The sequence below is a fragment of the Massilia niabensis genome, from assembly GCF_042655085.1.
Taxonomy (GTDB): domain Bacteria; phylum Pseudomonadota; class Gammaproteobacteria; order Burkholderiales; family Burkholderiaceae_D; genus Telluria; species Telluria niabensis.
This window is the reverse complement of sequence record NZ_JBHSMU010000016.1, coordinates 374,373-390,667: the sequence shown is the minus strand read 5'-3', so window position 1 is coordinate 390,667 and position 16,295 is coordinate 374,373. Positions and strand designations below refer to the sequence as shown.

The 16,295-nt window shown below is 55.1% G+C and carries 16 protein-coding genes; 14 read left to right on the top strand and 2 right to left on the bottom strand.

The genetic code is table 11. From position 1 onward, the window contains the following. Positions 1–1,106: 1,106 nt before the first annotated feature. Together ACFPN5_RS22635 and ACFPN5_RS22630 are read left to right on the top strand one after the other, a co-directional pair. On the top strand, positions 1,107–1,613 hold the full coding sequence (locus tag ACFPN5_RS22635; RefSeq protein ID WP_379786092.1) for a diguanylate cyclase domain-containing protein: 507 nt from the start codon (positions 1,107–1,109) through the stop codon (positions 1,611–1,613). Beyond that, a complete protein-coding gene (locus tag ACFPN5_RS22630; protein ID WP_379786091.1) occupies positions 1,603–1,782 on the top strand; it encodes a nucleotidyl cyclase domain-containing protein in 180 nt (59 codons plus the stop codon). Before ACFPN5_RS22635 ends, ACFPN5_RS22630 begins: the two co-directional genes overlap by 11 nt. On the opposite strand, the gene ACFPN5_RS22625 is transcribed toward ACFPN5_RS22630, so the two are convergent. After that, positions 1,757–1,975, bottom strand: a complete 219-nt coding sequence (locus ACFPN5_RS22625) for a hypothetical protein (protein ID WP_379786105.1) — start codon at positions 1,973–1,975, stop codon at positions 1,757–1,759. The two genes, ACFPN5_RS22630 and ACFPN5_RS22625, sit on opposite strands and share 26 nt — an antisense overlap. 235 nt (positions 1,976–2,210) lie before the next feature. Here ACFPN5_RS22625 and ACFPN5_RS22620 point away from each other — a divergent pair, with 235 nt between their 5' ends. The 7 genes from ACFPN5_RS22620 (at position 2,211) to ACFPN5_RS22590 (ending at position 10,481) form a co-directional block, all read left to right on the top strand. Then, positions 2,211–2,510 carry a hypothetical protein gene (locus tag ACFPN5_RS22620; RefSeq protein WP_379786090.1) on the top strand — a complete coding sequence of 100 codons (300 nt, stop codon included), beginning with the start codon at positions 2,211–2,213 and terminating at the stop codon, positions 2,508–2,510. A gap of 278 nt (positions 2,511–2,788) precedes the next feature. Then, complete coding sequence (locus tag ACFPN5_RS22615) at positions 2,789–4,069, top strand: diguanylate cyclase (RefSeq protein WP_379786089.1); 1,281 nt, start codon at positions 2,789–2,791, stop codon at positions 4,067–4,069. Between the two features lie 633 nt (positions 4,070–4,702). Further along, positions 4,703–5,179 (top strand): chemotaxis protein CheW, encoded by a 477-nt coding sequence (locus ACFPN5_RS22610; protein ID WP_379786088.1) that lies wholly within the window; start codon positions 4,703–4,705, stop codon positions 5,177–5,179. Then, entirely contained in the window at positions 5,151–6,920 is a 1,770-nt protein-coding gene (locus ACFPN5_RS22605) for a methyl-accepting chemotaxis protein (protein ID WP_379786087.1), read from the top strand. The genes ACFPN5_RS22610 and ACFPN5_RS22605 overlap by 29 nt, the downstream gene beginning before the upstream one ends. Positions 6,921–7,036: 116 nt before the next feature. Continuing rightward, complete coding sequence (locus tag ACFPN5_RS22600) at positions 7,037–9,130, top strand: putative bifunctional diguanylate cyclase/phosphodiesterase (protein WP_379786086.1); 2,094 nt, start codon at positions 7,037–7,039, stop codon at positions 9,128–9,130. Between the two features lie 74 nt (positions 9,131–9,204). Beyond that, complete coding sequence (locus ACFPN5_RS22595) at positions 9,205–9,498, top strand: hypothetical protein (protein ID WP_379786085.1); 294 nt, start codon at positions 9,205–9,207, stop codon at positions 9,496–9,498. A gap of 83 nt (positions 9,499–9,581) precedes the next feature. Next, a complete protein-coding gene (locus ACFPN5_RS22590) occupies positions 9,582–10,481 on the top strand; it encodes a GGDEF domain-containing protein (RefSeq protein WP_379786084.1) in 900 nt (299 codons plus the stop codon). A gap of 115 nt (positions 10,482–10,596) precedes the next feature. Here ACFPN5_RS22590 and ACFPN5_RS22585 read toward each other — a convergent pair whose 3' ends face one another. Next, positions 10,597–11,223 carry a tyrosine-type recombinase/integrase gene (locus ACFPN5_RS22585; protein ID WP_379786083.1) on the bottom strand — a complete coding sequence of 209 codons (627 nt, stop codon included), beginning with the start codon at positions 11,221–11,223 and terminating at the stop codon, positions 10,597–10,599. 150 nt (positions 11,224–11,373) lie between these two features. Here ACFPN5_RS22585 and ACFPN5_RS22580 point away from each other — a divergent pair, with 150 nt between their 5' ends. From ACFPN5_RS22580 to ACFPN5_RS22560, 5 genes are all read left to right on the top strand, one after another. Continuing rightward, a complete protein-coding gene (locus tag ACFPN5_RS22580; protein WP_379786082.1) occupies positions 11,374–11,706 on the top strand; it encodes an H-NS histone family protein in 333 nt (110 codons plus the stop codon). 246 nt (positions 11,707–11,952) lie between these two features. Next, positions 11,953–12,330 (top strand): hypothetical protein, encoded by a 378-nt coding sequence (locus ACFPN5_RS22575; RefSeq protein ID WP_379786081.1) that lies wholly within the window; start codon positions 11,953–11,955, stop codon positions 12,328–12,330. A gap of 125 nt (positions 12,331–12,455) precedes the next feature. Then, the gene (locus ACFPN5_RS22570) at positions 12,456–13,502 is read left to right on the top strand and encodes a CE1 family esterase (protein ID WP_379786080.1); all 1,047 of its coding nucleotides are present in this window, start codon (positions 12,456–12,458) and stop codon (positions 13,500–13,502) included. Positions 13,503–13,576: 74 nt separating this feature from the next. Then, positions 13,577–14,698, top strand: a complete 1,122-nt coding sequence (locus tag ACFPN5_RS22565) for an SMP-30/gluconolactonase/LRE family protein (protein WP_379786079.1) — start codon at positions 13,577–13,579, stop codon at positions 14,696–14,698. A 208-nt stretch (positions 14,699–14,906) separates the two neighbouring features. Next, positions 14,907–16,262: a transposase gene (locus ACFPN5_RS22560; protein WP_379786078.1), complete on the top strand. Its 1,356-nt coding sequence runs from the start codon at positions 14,907–14,909 to the stop codon at positions 16,260–16,262. The last annotated feature ends 33 nt before the right edge of the window (positions 16,263–16,295 follow it).

The following is a 16,295-nucleotide window of genomic DNA, read 5'->3' as shown; positions in this document are numbered from 1 at the left end:
ATGCCGAACTTCTTCTGGGCCTGCCCGTAGGTCATTTCCCCTTTTTCGACCGAGGCAACCCCCCCCAGTTTAAAAGCCAGCGTGTAGTCGCGCTGGGTACGCTTTCCTTCAGTTGCCATCTCGCTCTCCCTGAATAAGGCAAAGTTAGACAACCGATTTCAGGACGGGACAGAGCCATAATATTAGGCACAAGAAGGCAAGAGTGGAAAACGGTACACAGAAGAATTCAAGATCGCAGCGGTCAGGCAGGGGCGCGCAGGGTCATGCGGCAAGCGAAGTGGCGGAGCGGCTCGGCGCTTTCGGACCTGCCGCCTTGGCAGAGAGGGGGATTCACATCGTCAAAGAGAACTCGCCTGGTTGATGGAGCTGGTCGGTTTTGAAGCTCAGCGTACCCCCGACCATACCCCCATCAAGCGCGCGGCTTCATCTTTTCTGCCCACCCGAAGGATCCAGCCTCAATCGTCGAATTGATCTTTGCAATGACGAGACGCCACGCTAAGCAGCCAACACTGCACTGTCTTCAAGAGGTACCAGCCGAACTGGCCGACGAGTTCCACCACCGAATACACGCTTTCTCCGAGGTTGCAGCCTCTTTGAGAGAACGCAACGTCCACTTACGTGGACAGGCTCTGTTCCTCTTTGAATGTAGACCTATGGTAGCGTCCACTCACAACTCGTAGCGAACCCCTATCAGGAAGAACCTCGTTTCTATTTGGACGGTAGCAGACGTTCATTACGCGATCAGCCTACTGGAGCTGTTGCCATTTTGGCAAGGAAGAGGTTTTGTTAGGCGCTCGAAGTATGTTAGCACCAGCCGAGTGTAGATGCTGTCGATAAAACGGCGAAAACGCCATTGAGCAGTAGAGCGCAAAAAAAAGCCCGCTGGAGGGCGGGCAATAATCTATTTTCTTGGAGGAGAAAGTAGAGGAGACATGAGCATATTGCTCCAAAGCGGCATATAAATCAAATTGCATGTCGTGATGTCAGACATAAGAGAATAGAATATCACTTACGTGTTCTAGTCGCGGTTAGTAGTCAGTTGTCGTGAGCGCTCCGTTAAACTCCCAGGACGATTCGCGTCCAATGCTATTGATCGGATTGATCGAGTGGTGACCGTCACGCCCTTCAAAGAGGGCAAGGCCAGCTACTGCATGATCGAGATCCGAGATGTGAGCGACATGATGACCTGCGAACGCCAGCTGCTCGAGCATGCCGAGTCGCTGCGCACACAATCGCATATTGATTCGCTTACGGGCCTGTACAACCGTGGTTATTTTGACCGAACCCTGGAAAGGGAGTTACAGCGAGCGCGGCGAACCGGCGCCAAACTGTCGCTGCTTCTCATGCAAATCGGCTCTTTCAAGGCCTACAACGACCACTTCGGGCATCAGGAGGGTGATAGCTGCCTCATCATCGTGGCCAAGGCCCTTACGGCCATGCTCAAGCGTGCAGGCGACGTCGGGGCTAGATATGGCGGCAAGGATTTTTCCGCCGTGCTGTCCGGCACTTCTCTTGCTAAGGCACGTACGGTTGCCAACCCTATACGCGAAATACATTGCATCGTTGGCGCTCGAGCACACGCCAACTGCAGTCCGGCCGTATGTGACGTTTAGGATCGGCATTGCCAGTTTCAGCGCTGGCCGGCTCGACGATGCAACATCCCTCATCGAAGCCGCAGATCGAGCTTTGTACGCTGCAAAGGGCGGGGGGCGTGAGCAAGTGGTGTTGGAAGCGGGAATGGCATTCGAATGGCCTGTCACGCGCGGAACACACTGCAGGTGAGTATTGGCGAGAATTGCTGATCAGCGCTCATGTAGAATAGTATGCAGCGTAAATACATATCAGGTCTATCATGGCGCTCGTGGAAAGAAACGATCTTATGCTCGAGCGTCTTGTCGACCGCGGCATCGAACTCGACATGGAACAGGGCGTAATCGCCGCTTGGGTCTTCATGAGTCGCCATGGCATTAGCCATGACATTATGGTGCGTGTGCTCTCAGGTTCGTCCTGTCGTCGTCAGGCATTGCCAAGGATAGCCCAGCAGCGACGATGATACAAAACGAGCTGCAAAGGGTGAGCCCGGGCTTTTCGAAGCCGTTCCTGCCTGAAATAGTGAAGACGCGAACGGTTAAGCGGAAGCGAAGCAGATCAGCGCACCATGGGCTTGCGTAGTTCTCTCTTAACAACATGTAACACTGTACGATTACCGCATGACCATTGCGAACAATGACATCGCTGTTGCCGTCTTGACCAATGCTGTTGAACAGCTTCAGTCAATCGGTTTTAACTGCATTCTGACCCCAATCTCGCTGCCTCAAGGCGGGTCGCTGTCGCTACATGTTTCAGATTCAGTTATTGCTGTCCTTGCCGCAAACGTCGCTACATGTCGTGGCGCGGAAGGCGCACATAGTGCCAGTGGTGCCGCTCAGTTCCAGGAGGACGTCGCACGTGCAGTGACAGAGGCGACTATCACGAAGGCCGCGCGTTTTCCCCCCGCGGCTGATCGGTAGCAGAACTCTCTATTGAGGGTCCTCGCACGCTCGACTTGTCTGCCAGGTGCAAAATTAACTTAAGGGGCGAGATAGTTTCCTGCCGGGCTTGTCGTAGTACCGGTAACGAAGGCAGCATGCCAGCCACAACGGGTCTCGAGCAAAGCGCTTAGCTTGATAATAGCAATTGTCGTTGCCGCACGGATACAACTGCTGAGTTTCTCTACAGAATCGGTAACAAATTGTAGGATTCGTCTTACAGTGATTTAAGATGCGTGATTCCCTCGGGACTTTGCATCATGCCTACTTCTTACACCGTTCCTGCATTGCAGCTCCAACAGCGCGCATTCCCTCTATTGGTTGCCCTGGCGCTGATCGCCGGCCTCACCATTTTCTTCGTCCGCGAGGTGATTGAGCTACGCCAGTCGATGAATGCATTGCGTTCAAGCGATGCTGCCCGCATTCATATCCGCAATGTCCTGGTCAACCTGCTTGACGCCGAAACCGGTCAGCGAGGCTTTCTGATCACGGGCGACGAAAATTACCTGGAGCCGTACATCATGGGCCGCCAGAATGTGCGCGATAGCCTGAGGACCGCAGAGCGGTATGACTACCAGTCTGCGGACTATCTGAACAGCGTTCGCAAGCTGGCGCTACTGACCGAAAAGAAGCTCGATGAGCTCGAACACACCATTTTGCTCAAGAAGAGAAAGGACGATGCCGGCGCCACGTATGTCGTGTTGCAGGGTATCGGCCGGGCAACGATGCGGGAGGCACGAAGAACAGTCCAGGTTGAACTTGACCGGCTCCGTATCGAGCGGGATCGAGCCATGCGGGCTTTTGACGATCGGCTCTTACGCGCAGCAGTCATCCTGGTGCTGATATTGTCGGCCGTGGTTTGCCTTGCAGTCCATACCTGGCGCTCGATGTCTCAGTCAGCGCGTGAGAACAACGAGCTGGCCAATCGCTTGGCAATCGAGGCTTCCCACGACTCACTAACCGGCCTTCCAAACAAACGCTTCTTTGGGCAGTGGGCGAGAAGGCTGGTCGCGAAAAGCCAGCGAGAGCATAAGCCCTTCACCTTGTTCGCCATCGACCTTGACGGCTTCAAAGCGGTCAACGATTCGTTGGGTCACACGGTGGGTGACCTGGTGCTCGCCGAGGTAGCCTCTCGCCTTCAAAGTAACTTGCGCGGCGGCGAGTTCCTTGCCCGACTCGGTGGCGATGAGTTTGCCCTTTTGATCGAAGGCGATATGTGCGCAAGAGAGGCGAGCCAAGTAGGCGATCGACTGATCGCGTGCCTCGCGCCGGCACTACATCCCAAGCTTCCAAACCATGCGGTTGGCGCCAGTATAGGTGTGGCCGCGTTCCCTGTCGACGGTGAGGAAATGGAATCGGTTGCCGATGCTGCTGACGTGGCACTATATGCGGCGAAGGACAACGGCCGGGGAAGAGTCTCGTTCTCCAAAGGGCTGTCTGCACAGTGGCACGTTTCACAGAAATTAAGTCTTGGACCATGTGCCAAGTGCGTGGGTACGAACCGCTGTCTCACACTCGAACCTCGCAAAGCTTTTGCCTGAACCGTGCAACTCATACGAGCGGCTACGAAGTAGCGATGGCACTGCGCCAGATCCCATGACTGGCAGGGTTTTATATCGCGGCCTTGACTGGCTGGAATGATTCGAAGGCGCGAGAGCAAGTAGCATCTTCCGGCTTCGATAATCACCTGACGAAACCGGCCAAGGTTGAGGTGTTACTGGACTTGGTAGAGCAGGTGACTGCTTGACTCCCAACAAAAAAGAACCGCTGGCGCCATCCGGCCACGCAGCGGATAAATCTCAGCCGACCTGAGACCTCTATCATCTCAACAGTTAATTTTTCCTGCCGTCCGGTTCGATTGCAGCGTCGTTGCATGATCAGTGTCGGTTACTGCGTCCGATGGTCGCAAACCGCGCAGAACAGGGCGGGCGTATCCATGTTTCCTCCGGTCCGATAACGCTTTTTTTCCAGTTGGGATCTGACCCTTCCGCGTCGGGCACTGGACTGGCCTTCGACTGCTTTCTACCAAAAGCACTAGCGTTGCCTGACGACAACAAGAGCGTTAATTTCATTGCCTTATGGATAAGGTTTTGTAGGATAAGTCTTACACTGCGATACCATGACTAGATTGCACACTCTAAACGTTGGTATCGAACCCAACGGCTCACCTCAAAATGAATTCGAATACCGAAGACTCAAGCAGGGAAGTGTTGGCTTTCAAGCTTGGCCAGGAAGAATATGCCATCGATATCCTGGCTGTTCAGGAAATCCGTGGATATGAACCGGTAACGCGCATTGCCAACGCGCCGGACTTCATCAAGGGCGTCGTCAATCTGCGCGGCGTGATTGTCCCGATCGTGGACATGCGTATCAAGTTCGCCTTGTCCAATTCGACTTACGACAGCACGACCGTTGTCATCGTTTTGAATCTCGGCAAGCAAACCGTCGGGATGGTGGTCGATAGCGTGTCTGACGTAACCAACCTGGCTGCGGAGCAGATCCGGCCGGCGCCTGACATGGGCAGCGCATTGAGCGCAGATTATCTGACCGGTCTGGGCACTGTGGATGAGCGCATGCTCATCCTGATTGATATCGTGCGCCTGATGTCGTCTGTCGAACTGCTTGGGCACCCTGAGAAGCAAATCGCATAATTTTTCCTCTATTTTTGGACCACATAAAATGTTTTCGAATATGAAAGTTGGCACGAAACTGATTTCTGGTTTCCTTGCCCTGGCGCTCATCGGTGCTGTAGTGGCCGTCATCGGCATCTTCAACATGAGCCGCATGGATGATCTGGCGGATGACCTGTATCAGAAGGAGCTGCTCGGCCTGTCGCATATTAAGGAAGCCAACATTAACCTCATCTATGCCGGGCGGGCACGGGCGACTTTCCTATTATCGACAACCCAACAGGAGCGTGACACGCACCGTGCCAACATGCAGAAGTACACGTCTGCTATCAAGGAGCATCTCGACATCGCAAAACCTCTCTTCGTCAGCGACGAGGCGAAGCGTATTTTCGCCGAGTTCGAAACGGTTTCTTCCCTTTATCAGCAAGAGCTTACACGGACACTCGCGCTTGCGAGCAACGAGCCGCTCCCGCAACGCGGTGAAGAACTGGGTACTGCCCTGACTGCAGCGCGTAATCATGCCAACACTTTGGACGATATGCTCACCGTCTTGTCCAAGCAAAAGGAAGCACGCGCGAAAGAAGCCTCGGCCGAAGCGAACCGGCTGTTTGAATCGAGTAAGTCGTTGATGATCGTGCTCACTCTCGGTAGCGCACTTATTGGCGCGGCATTGGGTTTCCTCATTACGCGTAACCTGACCCGCCAGCTCGGCGGCGAGCCAAGCGAAGCGTCAAATATCGCGGCCAGGATTGCCGGCGGCGATCTGAACGTCATGATCACGACCAGGCCAACTGACCAGTCGAGCATGCTGTTCGCCATGAAGCAGATGCGCGATAGCCTGGTGACAATCGTCGGCCAGGTTCGTACGGGCACCGATGCGATTGCAACGGCGTCTGCCCAAGTCGCAGCCGGCAGCCTGGATCTGTCCTCGCGCACCGAGCAACAGGCCAGCTCGCTCGAGGAAACTGCCTCGTCAATGGAAGAGCTGACCTCGACGGTCAAGGAAAACGCTGAGAACGCTCGCGAGGCCAACACTCTCGCGGCGAAAGCATCGGCAGTGGCCGTAAAGGGTGGGACCGTGATCCATGAAGTAGTCGGAACGATGGAGCAGATCAACGATTCGGCGAAGAAGATCGTAGACATCATCACGGTCATCGACGGCATCGCCTTCCAGACCAATATCCTGGCGCTGAACGCCGCCGTTGAAGCAGCGCGGGCGGGCGAACAGGGCAGGGGCTTTGCAGTCGTTGCGTCGGAAGTGCGCACGCTGGCGCAGCGTTCAGCCAGCGCCGCCAAGGAGATCAAGCTGCTTATCGGTAACTCGGTCGAGAAAGTCGAGACCGGCAGCAAGCTGGTCGCTGACGCGGGCGCCACGATGAACGAGATTGTGGAAAGCGTTCAACATGTGACAAACATCATGGCTGAGATTTCCTCGGCCAGCCAGGAGCAGACCATGGGCATTGACCAGATCAATCAGGCCGTCGCACAGATGGATCAGGTCACGCAGCAGAATGCAGCCCTGGTTGAAGAAGCGGCCGCGGCATCTGGAGCGATGCAGGAGCAAGCAGCGCACTTGGCTGAAGTGGTGAGTGTGTTCAAACTCGACATGTCCGAATCTACGGTGACCGCGCCTGCTGTACAGCGTCCGGTGACACAGTTAGTCAAACCAGCTGTGAAAGCTCCGCGTGCGGCCCTTGCCCGCCCGACCGTCAAGCCCCGCAAAGCAGCAGCGGTTGCCACTGCGGATTGGGAAGAGTTTTAAATCAAGGGGGTCACATCGTAAAAATCCCCCTTTCGGCCATTTTATTTGTACTGTCGACATGGGCGCCAGCGAAAAGGGGAGCGCAGTAAGATGAAGGAAACGAGGTAGGAGAGTTCATGAATTTCTGCGGCAAAGGCGAAAATAGCGAAAGATTTTTTCGTGCATTGCTACAGCTGAGTAGCTCACCAGTATTGATTACGGATGCAAAGGTACCCGACAATCCGATCATTTTCGTCAACCCAGCGTTCGAGCAGGTGACCGGCTATGCCGCCGACGAGGTCCTTGGCCAAAATTGCCGGCTCCTTCAAAGCGACGACCGGGAGCAGCCGGGACGCGTCATCGTATCGGAAGCGATTCGCACCGGTACGTCTTGCGAGGCGTTGTTTCGCAACTACCGTAAAGACGGCAGGCTGCTTTGGACGCACCTCTACATGTTTCCGGTTACCGGCGAGTGCGGCACCATCACCCATTTTGTCGGCATTCAGCACGACGTCACAGCACGCCAGGAGGCAGAGCAAGCCGCGCTCCTTGCCAGCGCGCAGGTAGCGTCTGTGCTGAACAGTATTACCGAAGGCTGCTACTCACTCGATCGTAACTGGACTTGCACGTACATGAACGTCCAGGCTGGCGAGTGGCTGGACAGGCGACCAGAGGATATCGTCGGTAAGAACATATGGGATGAATTTCCGGAAGCAGTCGACTCGGTTTTCTACCAAACTTATCATGATGCGATGCGTACCCAACAGTTCGGCCGGTGCGAAACCTTCTTTGCCCCATTGGGGAAATGGCTGGAAGCCAGAGCGTATCCTGCAGCGGATGGGCTGACGGTTTTCTTCATGGACATTACGTCTCGCAAGGAACATGAAATCGCGCTCGTCTATGCTGCCACGCACGACTCGCTTACGGGTTTGCCAAACCGCAGCGCATGTATCGCATCGCTTATACGCAGGCTTCGCATGGGTGCTGAGGCAGGAGAAGCCGTAGCGGTCGTCTTTATTGACCTGGATCACTTCAAGGAAGTCAACGACGCCTTCGGTCATGCGGCAGGCGATGATGTCCTGGAGACGATCGGCAACCGACTGATAAGGTTTGCGTCCGACACGAGTGTCCCAGCACGAATCAGCGGGGATGAGTTCGTCATGATTGTCTCGGGTAGCGATGAGATGCATGCACGCGCCCTCGCCGCGCAGATACTCGAGGCCATTGCCGCGCCGATCCAAGTCAATGGCCGGGATATCACTATCGGGGCAAGTATCGGCATTGCGTTAGCCCATGGTGGCGCGGTCACGGCAGACGAACTGCTCAGCCAGGCCGACACCGCCATGTACCGTTCCAAAGCCAACGGTCGGCACTCGACGAGCGTCTACGACGGTCGTGTGAGCGACTGGAATCGCAGGCGTCACCGTCTGAGGCAGGACATGCTTTACGCGCTTGAGAACGGCCAGTTCCTGTTGCACTACCAGCCGCAAGTGAGTTTGCGGGACAACAGCGTCGTTGGCGCCGAAGCCTTGGTGAGATGGCAGCACCCTGAATTTGGATTGCTCAGCCCAGCAGCCTTTCTCGACATCGCCGAGGAATCACCACTCATCATCGAGATGGGAGCCTGGGTGTTCAACGAGGCATGTCGTCAACTTCGTCAATGGCAAGACGAAGGATTCTCGCTCAAGATCTCGGTTAATGTGTCGGTCCGCCAGCTGGCCAGCCACGACCTGCCCGAGATGATGACGCAAGCGATCAAGCGGCACGGTGTGAGTCCAAGCTCAATCAAGCTGGAGGTGACCGAAAGCATGCTCGCGCAGGACTTCGACGTAATGTCGCAAATCCTGGGTACTCTAAAACAGAAGGGCTTTCGTATCGCGCTTGATGACTTTGGTACTGGTTACTCAAACCTGGCCTACATCCGTCTGCTACCCGTGACGGCAATCAAAATTGACCGATCATTCGTCACTGGCCTGGCCGTCGACAATGGGGCGCTAAAGCTAGTGAAAGGTATTATCGCTTTGGCCAAGTCGCTGGATCTGCATGTGATCTGCGAAGGCATCGAGACGACTGAACAGCGCGAGGCTTTAGAAAGCACGGAGTGTGACAGCATCCAGGGTTACCTCATAAGTCGAGCTCTGCCAGCAGAGACATTCCTCGCGAATTTTTTGCGACTGACGCAATCTGCTGCCAATGACAAACCATCACGGCATCGGCCCGGGTCGGTCTAAACAGCACATCGAGTGCGTTTTAGATTTTTAAGGCCACAGAATAAGACCGGAAGGAAGCGCCGCGGCTGAACATAGTGGTCAACCTGTCTGCCCTGCAGTTACAACACTCGAATTTCACTGCACTCACCGCCCATGCGTTAAAACACGCCGACATCGCGCCGCCACCGCTCGAACTGGAGCTGACCGAGAGCCTCATAATGAACGATATGGTTCGCCGTTTCTGCCAAAACTGCTCCCGACAACAACACTTGCGTATGGCAGCGTGCACACATTTCAACGATAATAATTTCTTGGAAGAATTATCGCATCACGATTCAGTAACCATGAACCTCTTTTCCAGCCTCTACATCGGCACCGACTCGAAGTAGGTTCCTGATCGTCCTTTGGGCTCGGCTGTTAGCAATGCAAGATAAAGACCGCAGCCGATTAAACTCCTAGCAATATAAGTGATATGAGTGATACCACAGAGCACACCTTATTGGCATGTTTTGATGAGAGCGTACAGGGAGTAGCGCTATTTGATTCCCAAGACGTAATGCTTTACGCAAATTCAGCTTTCCGTAGCATGCTTGCAGTCCCAGTCGTTGACTCCCTAACGTGGGAAGGACTTATGCGAAATTGCCATGCTAAAAGGAAAGGACTGATCATTGCGGACGATGACATTGGCGCTTGGCTTAGTCGCGTTCAACGAAAACGCCGCGCCGCCTCAGTGCGAACGTTCGAGTCAGACCTGTTTGACGGCCGATGGCTTTGGGTCGTCGAGTCGACGCACGCTGATGGGCATGTAATGGTTGTTGCCACCGATATTACCGAGTTAAAGACGACTGAGCGAACATTGAGGCAAGCGCGCGACACTGCACTTGTGCACGCCAATACGGACTCCCTGACCGGTCTTTTTAACCGTCGTTATGCACTCGATTGGCTGCCTAAGGAAATTCAAGCCGCTCGCCTGGGGCATCGTTCGCTGTGTGTAGGTTTGATTGACCTAGACGATTTCAAGGAAGTAAATGATACTCATGGTCACCAGATGGGCGATCACGTTCTTAAACATCTTGCAGATAAAATGCGGTGCCATATGCGACCCGCCGACACTATCAGCCGCATAGGAGGCGATGAGTTTTTGATCATTTTCCCCGATACCAGTCTTGCGGACGCATCATGTGCACTGTCCAGGGTAAGACAAGCGATTGCGCACGCGGATGTTACGGTTGAGCTTGCCGGAGTAAAATACAGTTTTTCTGCCGGCATTGCCGAACTCAGCCACGAGGATACGTCGAAGAGCCTATTGCAGCGCGCCGATACGGTTTTATATGCGGCAAAGCGCGGCGGACGTGGCCTGAATATGATGTAGAACGTCCCACACACCTGTACTCGCCTCAAGCAACTTGGACCATACACTCAGCCTTGACGAACTTCCGCAACTGGCCGATAGCGGACCCAAGGCCCATCTACGTGGGCCTCATACATTAAACCTCAGTTTGCTCAGCAATCTCCAAGGCGTCATCGACTTCGATGCCCAGGTAGCGAACCGTGCTCTCTAGCTTAGTATGCCCGAGAAGTAACTGAACGGCGCGGAGGTTTTTTGTCCGCCGATAGATCAACGTCGCCTTCGTACGCCGCATAGTGTGCGTGCCGTACGCCGTCGCGTCCAGACCGATAGATTTGACCCAACTTGACAAGATGCGTGCGTACTGACGAGTCGACAGATGACCTGCATCGATCACTCGACTGGGAAACAGATGCTGGCTAGACGTCAGCTTTCGATGATTGATCCAACTGAGCACTGACTGACGAGTCTGCTCGGTAATCTCGAACTGAACAGGCCTTTGCGTCTTTTGTTGCATGACGATGGCACGATGGAAGATGCTTTGGCCTTGTGCGACATCCTTCACGCGGAGACTTACCAGGTCGCAGCCGCGAAGCTTACTGTCGATCGCCAAGTTGAAAAGCGCCAGATCTCTCAAACGCTCGGCTAACTGTAACCTTATCCTGATCGCCCAGATCTCCTTGAGCTTCAACGGTAACTTTTGACCGATTAGTCGTCCTTTGTTCCATGGGTCTCGACGTCTTGTGCTCCCGGCGCTCGCATCCATACGTCCTCCTCATTGGGTGAGGATGGATTTTCTCCTATGGGCTAGTCTCAGTGCGGCGCCCATTCATGGGCACTTTCGTAAATAAAACTTGGTGCCGCGGCGCATAGTAGAATCGACTAGACACAACCACACACGACGAAAGGCTTACAGATGGCGAAAATTGACTTGGCTGGTTACACCTTAGGCGAGCTAAAAGGCCTGCAGCACGACGTGGAAAGAGCAATCAAGGATCGTCAGCAACAGGACGTGCAGAAAGCACGCGAGCAGATTCTTGCTATTGCCAAAGACGCCGGCGTCTCCGTGGAAGAGCTGCTCGGCAATGGAGGGGCGAAGGCAAAGAAGGCAACCGGCAAGAAGGTAGACGCGAAGTATCAAAACCCCAAGGACACTTCGCAAACCTGGACAGGCCGCGGCCGTCAGCCAAGGTGGATGGCAGAAGCGGTAGCCAACGGTAAGAAGCCCGACGACTTCCTAATGAAATAAGGACGTTCGTAGCGCGCACGTCCCTGACTGACGTCTGCTTTCGGCCTATTTTGGTGAAAAAGTAAGAGGGCAACAGTTTTAGCACGCCCTGGAGGTCCAACACCTTCAAGATCGTTCGATAGCGCCTGTTCTGATCAGTCGAGCCTGCCCAGGTTTCTATCCAGCGTTCAACCTAGCCGAGTTTTTCACCACAATCGGCCAATAGCGGACGTTCAGTTGCTTCGCTGCCGAAATGGCGCAACCCGATTGGAATACCTGCTGATAGTTAACTCACACATGCGCTCCTTTGTAGTTTTTCTCGCAACTTTTTTGATCAGCCATGTGCTGCTGATTTATGTCTATACAGGCTTTCTTGCGCAAGCTCCTGTTAGTTTTATCGCGGTTTGTGCGCTGTTATTGGGTGCGATCTTCGGCTGCGTAGCGAGCTTCTGGAGCTGGGCCCTTACCCATGCGAAGGCGTTTCTGAGTGCTAGTTTTCTCTCTGCACTTATGATCCTTCTCCCGTTCCTTCTGAACACGTATGGGTTTGCGATAGTGGCCCTCCCGTTGGTTTTCCTGTGGACGTGGGCTAATTTCTTGGGCATGAAATATACGAAAAGATGGCGTAAGGTAGATCTCAACTAGTAGAAAAAGAAGGGCCGCTCTGGGTCGTTAGCGGACGCTACAATAGGTCTGCTTTCAGCCATAAGCCGACCTCAAGTGGCGCTATTCGCCCAGCCACAAAGCGCAGCCTGAACGAAAATAACAACATGAGAAAAAAAATGCTCAGCTATGCCGACGTGCAGGCAAGTGTCCGCGCCATCTTATTCGGGACTAACGAGAGCAAGGGGCCTGCTCTCGTGCCAGTGAAAGCAGTGATCGAGCGCCCAGAGGGCAGGCGCCGTTACCTGATCGCGGTATCGCCCAATGGAGTGCCGGGCAAAAAGGCGCTAGTCATCGTACTGCACGGCGCCGGTGCATCGGCAGAACAAGTGCTGGGACTTGCGTTCCCACCATCGCCGCTTTCCCTGTGGCTGGAAATTGCAGAGCGGGAGCACTCCGTCGTTATCGCGCCGGACGCGGGTAAAGGTGGCTGGAGCGACTGCTTCGCCTCAAGCGTGCGAGTGGCCCGGAAAAACGACGTTGCATTCGTTGAGGCCCTGATCGAGCATGCGATTGCCACGCACGGAGTCGACCCCAACCGCGTATACGTCATGGGCGTGTCGCGCGGTGGCTGGATGGCTTACCGCATGGCGATCGAAATTCCTCACAGGCTGGCCGCATTCTCCGTCGTGCTGGCGGGTATGCCGCCTCCTGGCCGCGGCAAGATGCCTATGTCGCCATTGCCGGCGCTCATCTTCGGTTGTACGGCAGATCCATTAATCCGCTACCACGGCGGCAAGCCCTGGTATGCGCTCAGGTTTGCCGAACCGGTGCGAAGCATAGAAAATACTGTTCAGGCGTGGCGAGAATTGGCGCAATTGCCGGATAAGCCCAATGTCCTGAGGATTGCGAAACATGACCCGCAGGCCCGAACCGCTGTCACTCGCTTCATGTGGGGAGAGGCGCCCGAGGAGCTCCAGGTCGGGCTCTACAGGATCGAGGGTGCCGGGCATGCGGAGCCCAGCCGCCTTAAGCGTTATCCACGTTTCATCAACTGGTTGACTGGGTTGCAGAACGCTGACCTCGAGGTGGCTGAAGCTGCATGGGACTTCTTTCACCCAAAAAAGCTAAACGCACGCGGCAGTGACTTCGCGGAGACGAAACGGTGCACCAAGACAGGTCCGCAATGGGTTGAAAGCCGCCTGTCCCGATGATAAGGGCAGACAGTCGCCCTAGGTTCGCCGAACCGGTAACACTACCGGGCAAACATCACTCAACCTTACAATTCATGAAAAAGGTTTTTTCGACACCAATGGTTCTTGTACTTGCTCTCGCGGCGTATCTTGCCTTTTGGCCGGTGCCAATCCAGCCAGTCTCCTGGCAAGCACCAACATCGAACAGCGTGATAGGCGCGTATGCCGAGAACAGCACATTGGCCAACATTGAGAACATCGACTTGAAGGGCGGGGTGGGACCGGAGAGCGTGACGCTGGCATCCGATGGCAAGCTCTACTTGGGCGTCGTGGGCGGCAACATTCTGCGCATCGCACGCCATGGCGGAGCTCCGGAAGTATTCGTCAACACGGGAGGCAGGCCGTTAGGACTGGCCACCGACGCGCAAGGGAACCTGATCGTCGCAGATGCCTTCCGAGGATTATTGTCCGTTGCGGGAAATGGGGAGCAAACCGTATTGCTTCGCGCCGCCTCCGATACGCAGATCTCCTTTCCAAATTCGGTGACCGTGGCCACGAATGGCAGAATCTATATCACGGATTCCTCTACACGTTTTCCCGCCGCGCGCTGGGCCTCAACAAGCGAGGCGGCAATGCTTGAAGTTTTTGAGCAGTCGGCCAGCGGTCGTGTAGTGGAATACGACCCCCAGACAAAGCACGTCCGTATCATTGCGCACGGGCTGAGCCTTCCGAATGGCGTCGTGCTTAGCGCTGACGAGAGGCGGTTGCTGGTCAGCGAAAGTGGCCGGTATCGGATATGGGAGATTGCAATTTCTGCCGATCGGCTCGACCTGTCCAAACCGTCGGAGTCGGCACGTGTAGTACTAGATAATCTGCCGGCCTATCCGGACAATCTCACGCGTGGCTTGCATGGCCGAATCTGGCTGGGTCTGGCCGGACAGCGCAATGTACTGGACCAGTTGGCTGACCGTCCGTTCCTGCGGAAGGTGATTCTTCGCATCCCGCGCTTCATGTGGTCAATGCCTAAACCATTTGGACATGTTCTTGCGCTCACCGAAGATGGCACGGTTGTGGCTGATCTGCAGGACCCGTCAGGACAGTCACCGACCACTACCGGCGCTACGGAAACAGCCGAGCATCTGTATATCCATAACGTCGACGGTAACCGCTTGGGGTGGTTGCCGCGCGAGCGTGTGGAGGCCGGTTTAAAGCGTTAGCTGAAGAAGATATTGTATCTCCCCCATCCACGGGTGCACTGTAAAGTGCTGACCGCAGTATCGCAGCCATTGGCATTCGGGCGATCGCGCCTGGCTGAGAAACGCCTGTAATGATCCACTTCGGGTCTATTGCGTTGAAAAAGTCCGCTTGAGCTCGCGATTTCGTTGACCTGTCGCTGTCTAACTGGTCACGGATACGGAGGTCGCGATGATGGGACGCCAAGCAACAAAACGGGAGCTATTCGTATCGGTCAGTCTAGACGAATATGTTCCCGAAGACCACTTGTTGAGGGCGGTAGACCGCTACCTCGACCTTAGCGGATTTCGTGCGAATCTCGCTGATTCATACAGCCATACTGGCCGGCCGTCGATCGATCCTGAACTGATGGCGCGTATGCTGATCATCGGCTACTGCTACGGGATCCGGTCGGAACGGCGGCTGTGCGAAGAAGTCAGCATGAACCTGGCGTACCGCTGGTTCTGCCGCCTCGGCCTGAAAGACAAGGTACCCGATCACTCGAGCTTCTCCAAGAATCGACATGATCGTTTTCGCGATCACGACGCCTTTCGAAAGCTGTTCGATTCAGTGCTTCGACGCTGCATGGCCGAGGGTTTGGTGCAAGGCGAGGGTTTTGCGACCGACGCCAGCATGATCAAAGCCGATGCCCAGCGACAACGCTCTTGCCCGGGTAATGCCGGTATCGACTGGGGTGACCCGGAGCAGGCAAGCCGGCCGGTGCGCGAATATTTGGCCGCGTTGGAACAGGCCAATCCAGTGGCGCCTGCCCCGAAAAGAATCTCCCTCACTGACCCGGCATCGACCTGGACTGCCGCTGCTGGACCGGCTATTTTTGCTTACTCGACGAATTATCTGATCGATCTGAAAGCGGGACTAATTGTCGACGTCGAGGCATCGGCTGTCAATAAAATGGCGGAAGTCGAAGCCACCAAAATCATGATCGATCGCGTCGAGGAAAAATTTGCGATCAAACCGCGGCGCCTGGTGGGCGATACGAACTATGGTGTTGCTGCGATGCTGGGTTGGCTTGTCGACGAAAAAGGGATCGTCCCGCACGTTCCGGTATGGGATAAGTCCGAGCACCACGATGGCACTTTCGGTCGTAGCGAATTCTTCTTCGACGCCGAAAACAACCGTTATGTTTGCCCTGCCGGCAAACACCTCCGACCGCCTCAGCGGGGCCAGGCAAAAACGCCGTTCCGCTATCGGGCCAGCGTCAAGGATTGCCAGGTTTGCGAACTGAAAGCGAAATGCTGTCCCAACATGGTCGCCCGAAAGATCGACCGCAGTCCGCAAGAACCTGCCCGCGACATCGCCCGTGCTATCGGAAAAACTGAGGCTTATCGCCAATCACGCCGAGAACGAAAGAAGGTGGAAATGCTATTTGCCCACCTTAAACGCATCCTTAAACTCGGCCAATTGCGCTTGCGTGGCCCCAGCGGTGCCCATGATGAGTTTCTACTGGCAGCAACGGCCCAAAATCTTCGACGAATGGCCAAAAAACTGCTTCTGACAAAACAAGACATGGAACTAGTAATTAGTTGAGCGAACCCAGCATCCGCTACGTGACTCATCTTT

Bases quoted from the DNA above. Each gene is read 5' to 3' on its own strand.
- ACFPN5_RS22615 (WP_379786089.1), top strand. From the start codon at position 2,789: ATGCCTACTTCTTACACCGTTCCTGCATTGCAGCTCCAACAGCGCGCA.
- ACFPN5_RS22620 (WP_379786090.1), top strand. From the start codon at position 2,211: ATGACCATTGCGAACAATGACATCGCTGTTGCCGTCTTGACCAATGCT.
- ACFPN5_RS22580 (WP_379786082.1), top strand. From the start codon at position 11,374: ATGGCGAAAATTGACTTGGCTGGTTACACCTTAGGCGAGCTAAAAGGC.
- ACFPN5_RS22585 (WP_379786083.1), bottom strand. From the start codon at position 11,223: ATGGATGCGAGCGCCGGGAGCACAAGACGTCGAGACCCATGGAACAAA.
- ACFPN5_RS22590 (WP_379786084.1), top strand. From the start codon at position 9,582: ATGAGTGATACCACAGAGCACACCTTATTGGCATGTTTTGATGAGAGC.
- ACFPN5_RS22625 (WP_379786105.1), bottom strand. From the start codon at position 1,975: ATGGCTAATGCCATGGCGACTCATGAAGACCCAAGCGGCGATTACGCC.
- ACFPN5_RS22570 (WP_379786080.1), top strand. From the start codon at position 12,456: ATGAGAAAAAAAATGCTCAGCTATGCCGACGTGCAGGCAAGTGTCCGC.
- ACFPN5_RS22560 (WP_379786078.1), top strand. From the start codon at position 14,907: ATGATGGGACGCCAAGCAACAAAACGGGAGCTATTCGTATCGGTCAGT.
- ACFPN5_RS22610 (WP_379786088.1), top strand. From the start codon at position 4,703: ATGAATTCGAATACCGAAGACTCAAGCAGGGAAGTGTTGGCTTTCAAG.
- ACFPN5_RS22600 (WP_379786086.1), top strand. From the start codon at position 7,037: ATGAATTTCTGCGGCAAAGGCGAAAATAGCGAAAGATTTTTTCGTGCA.
- ACFPN5_RS22565 (WP_379786079.1), top strand. From the start codon at position 13,577: ATGAAAAAGGTTTTTTCGACACCAATGGTTCTTGTACTTGCTCTCGCG.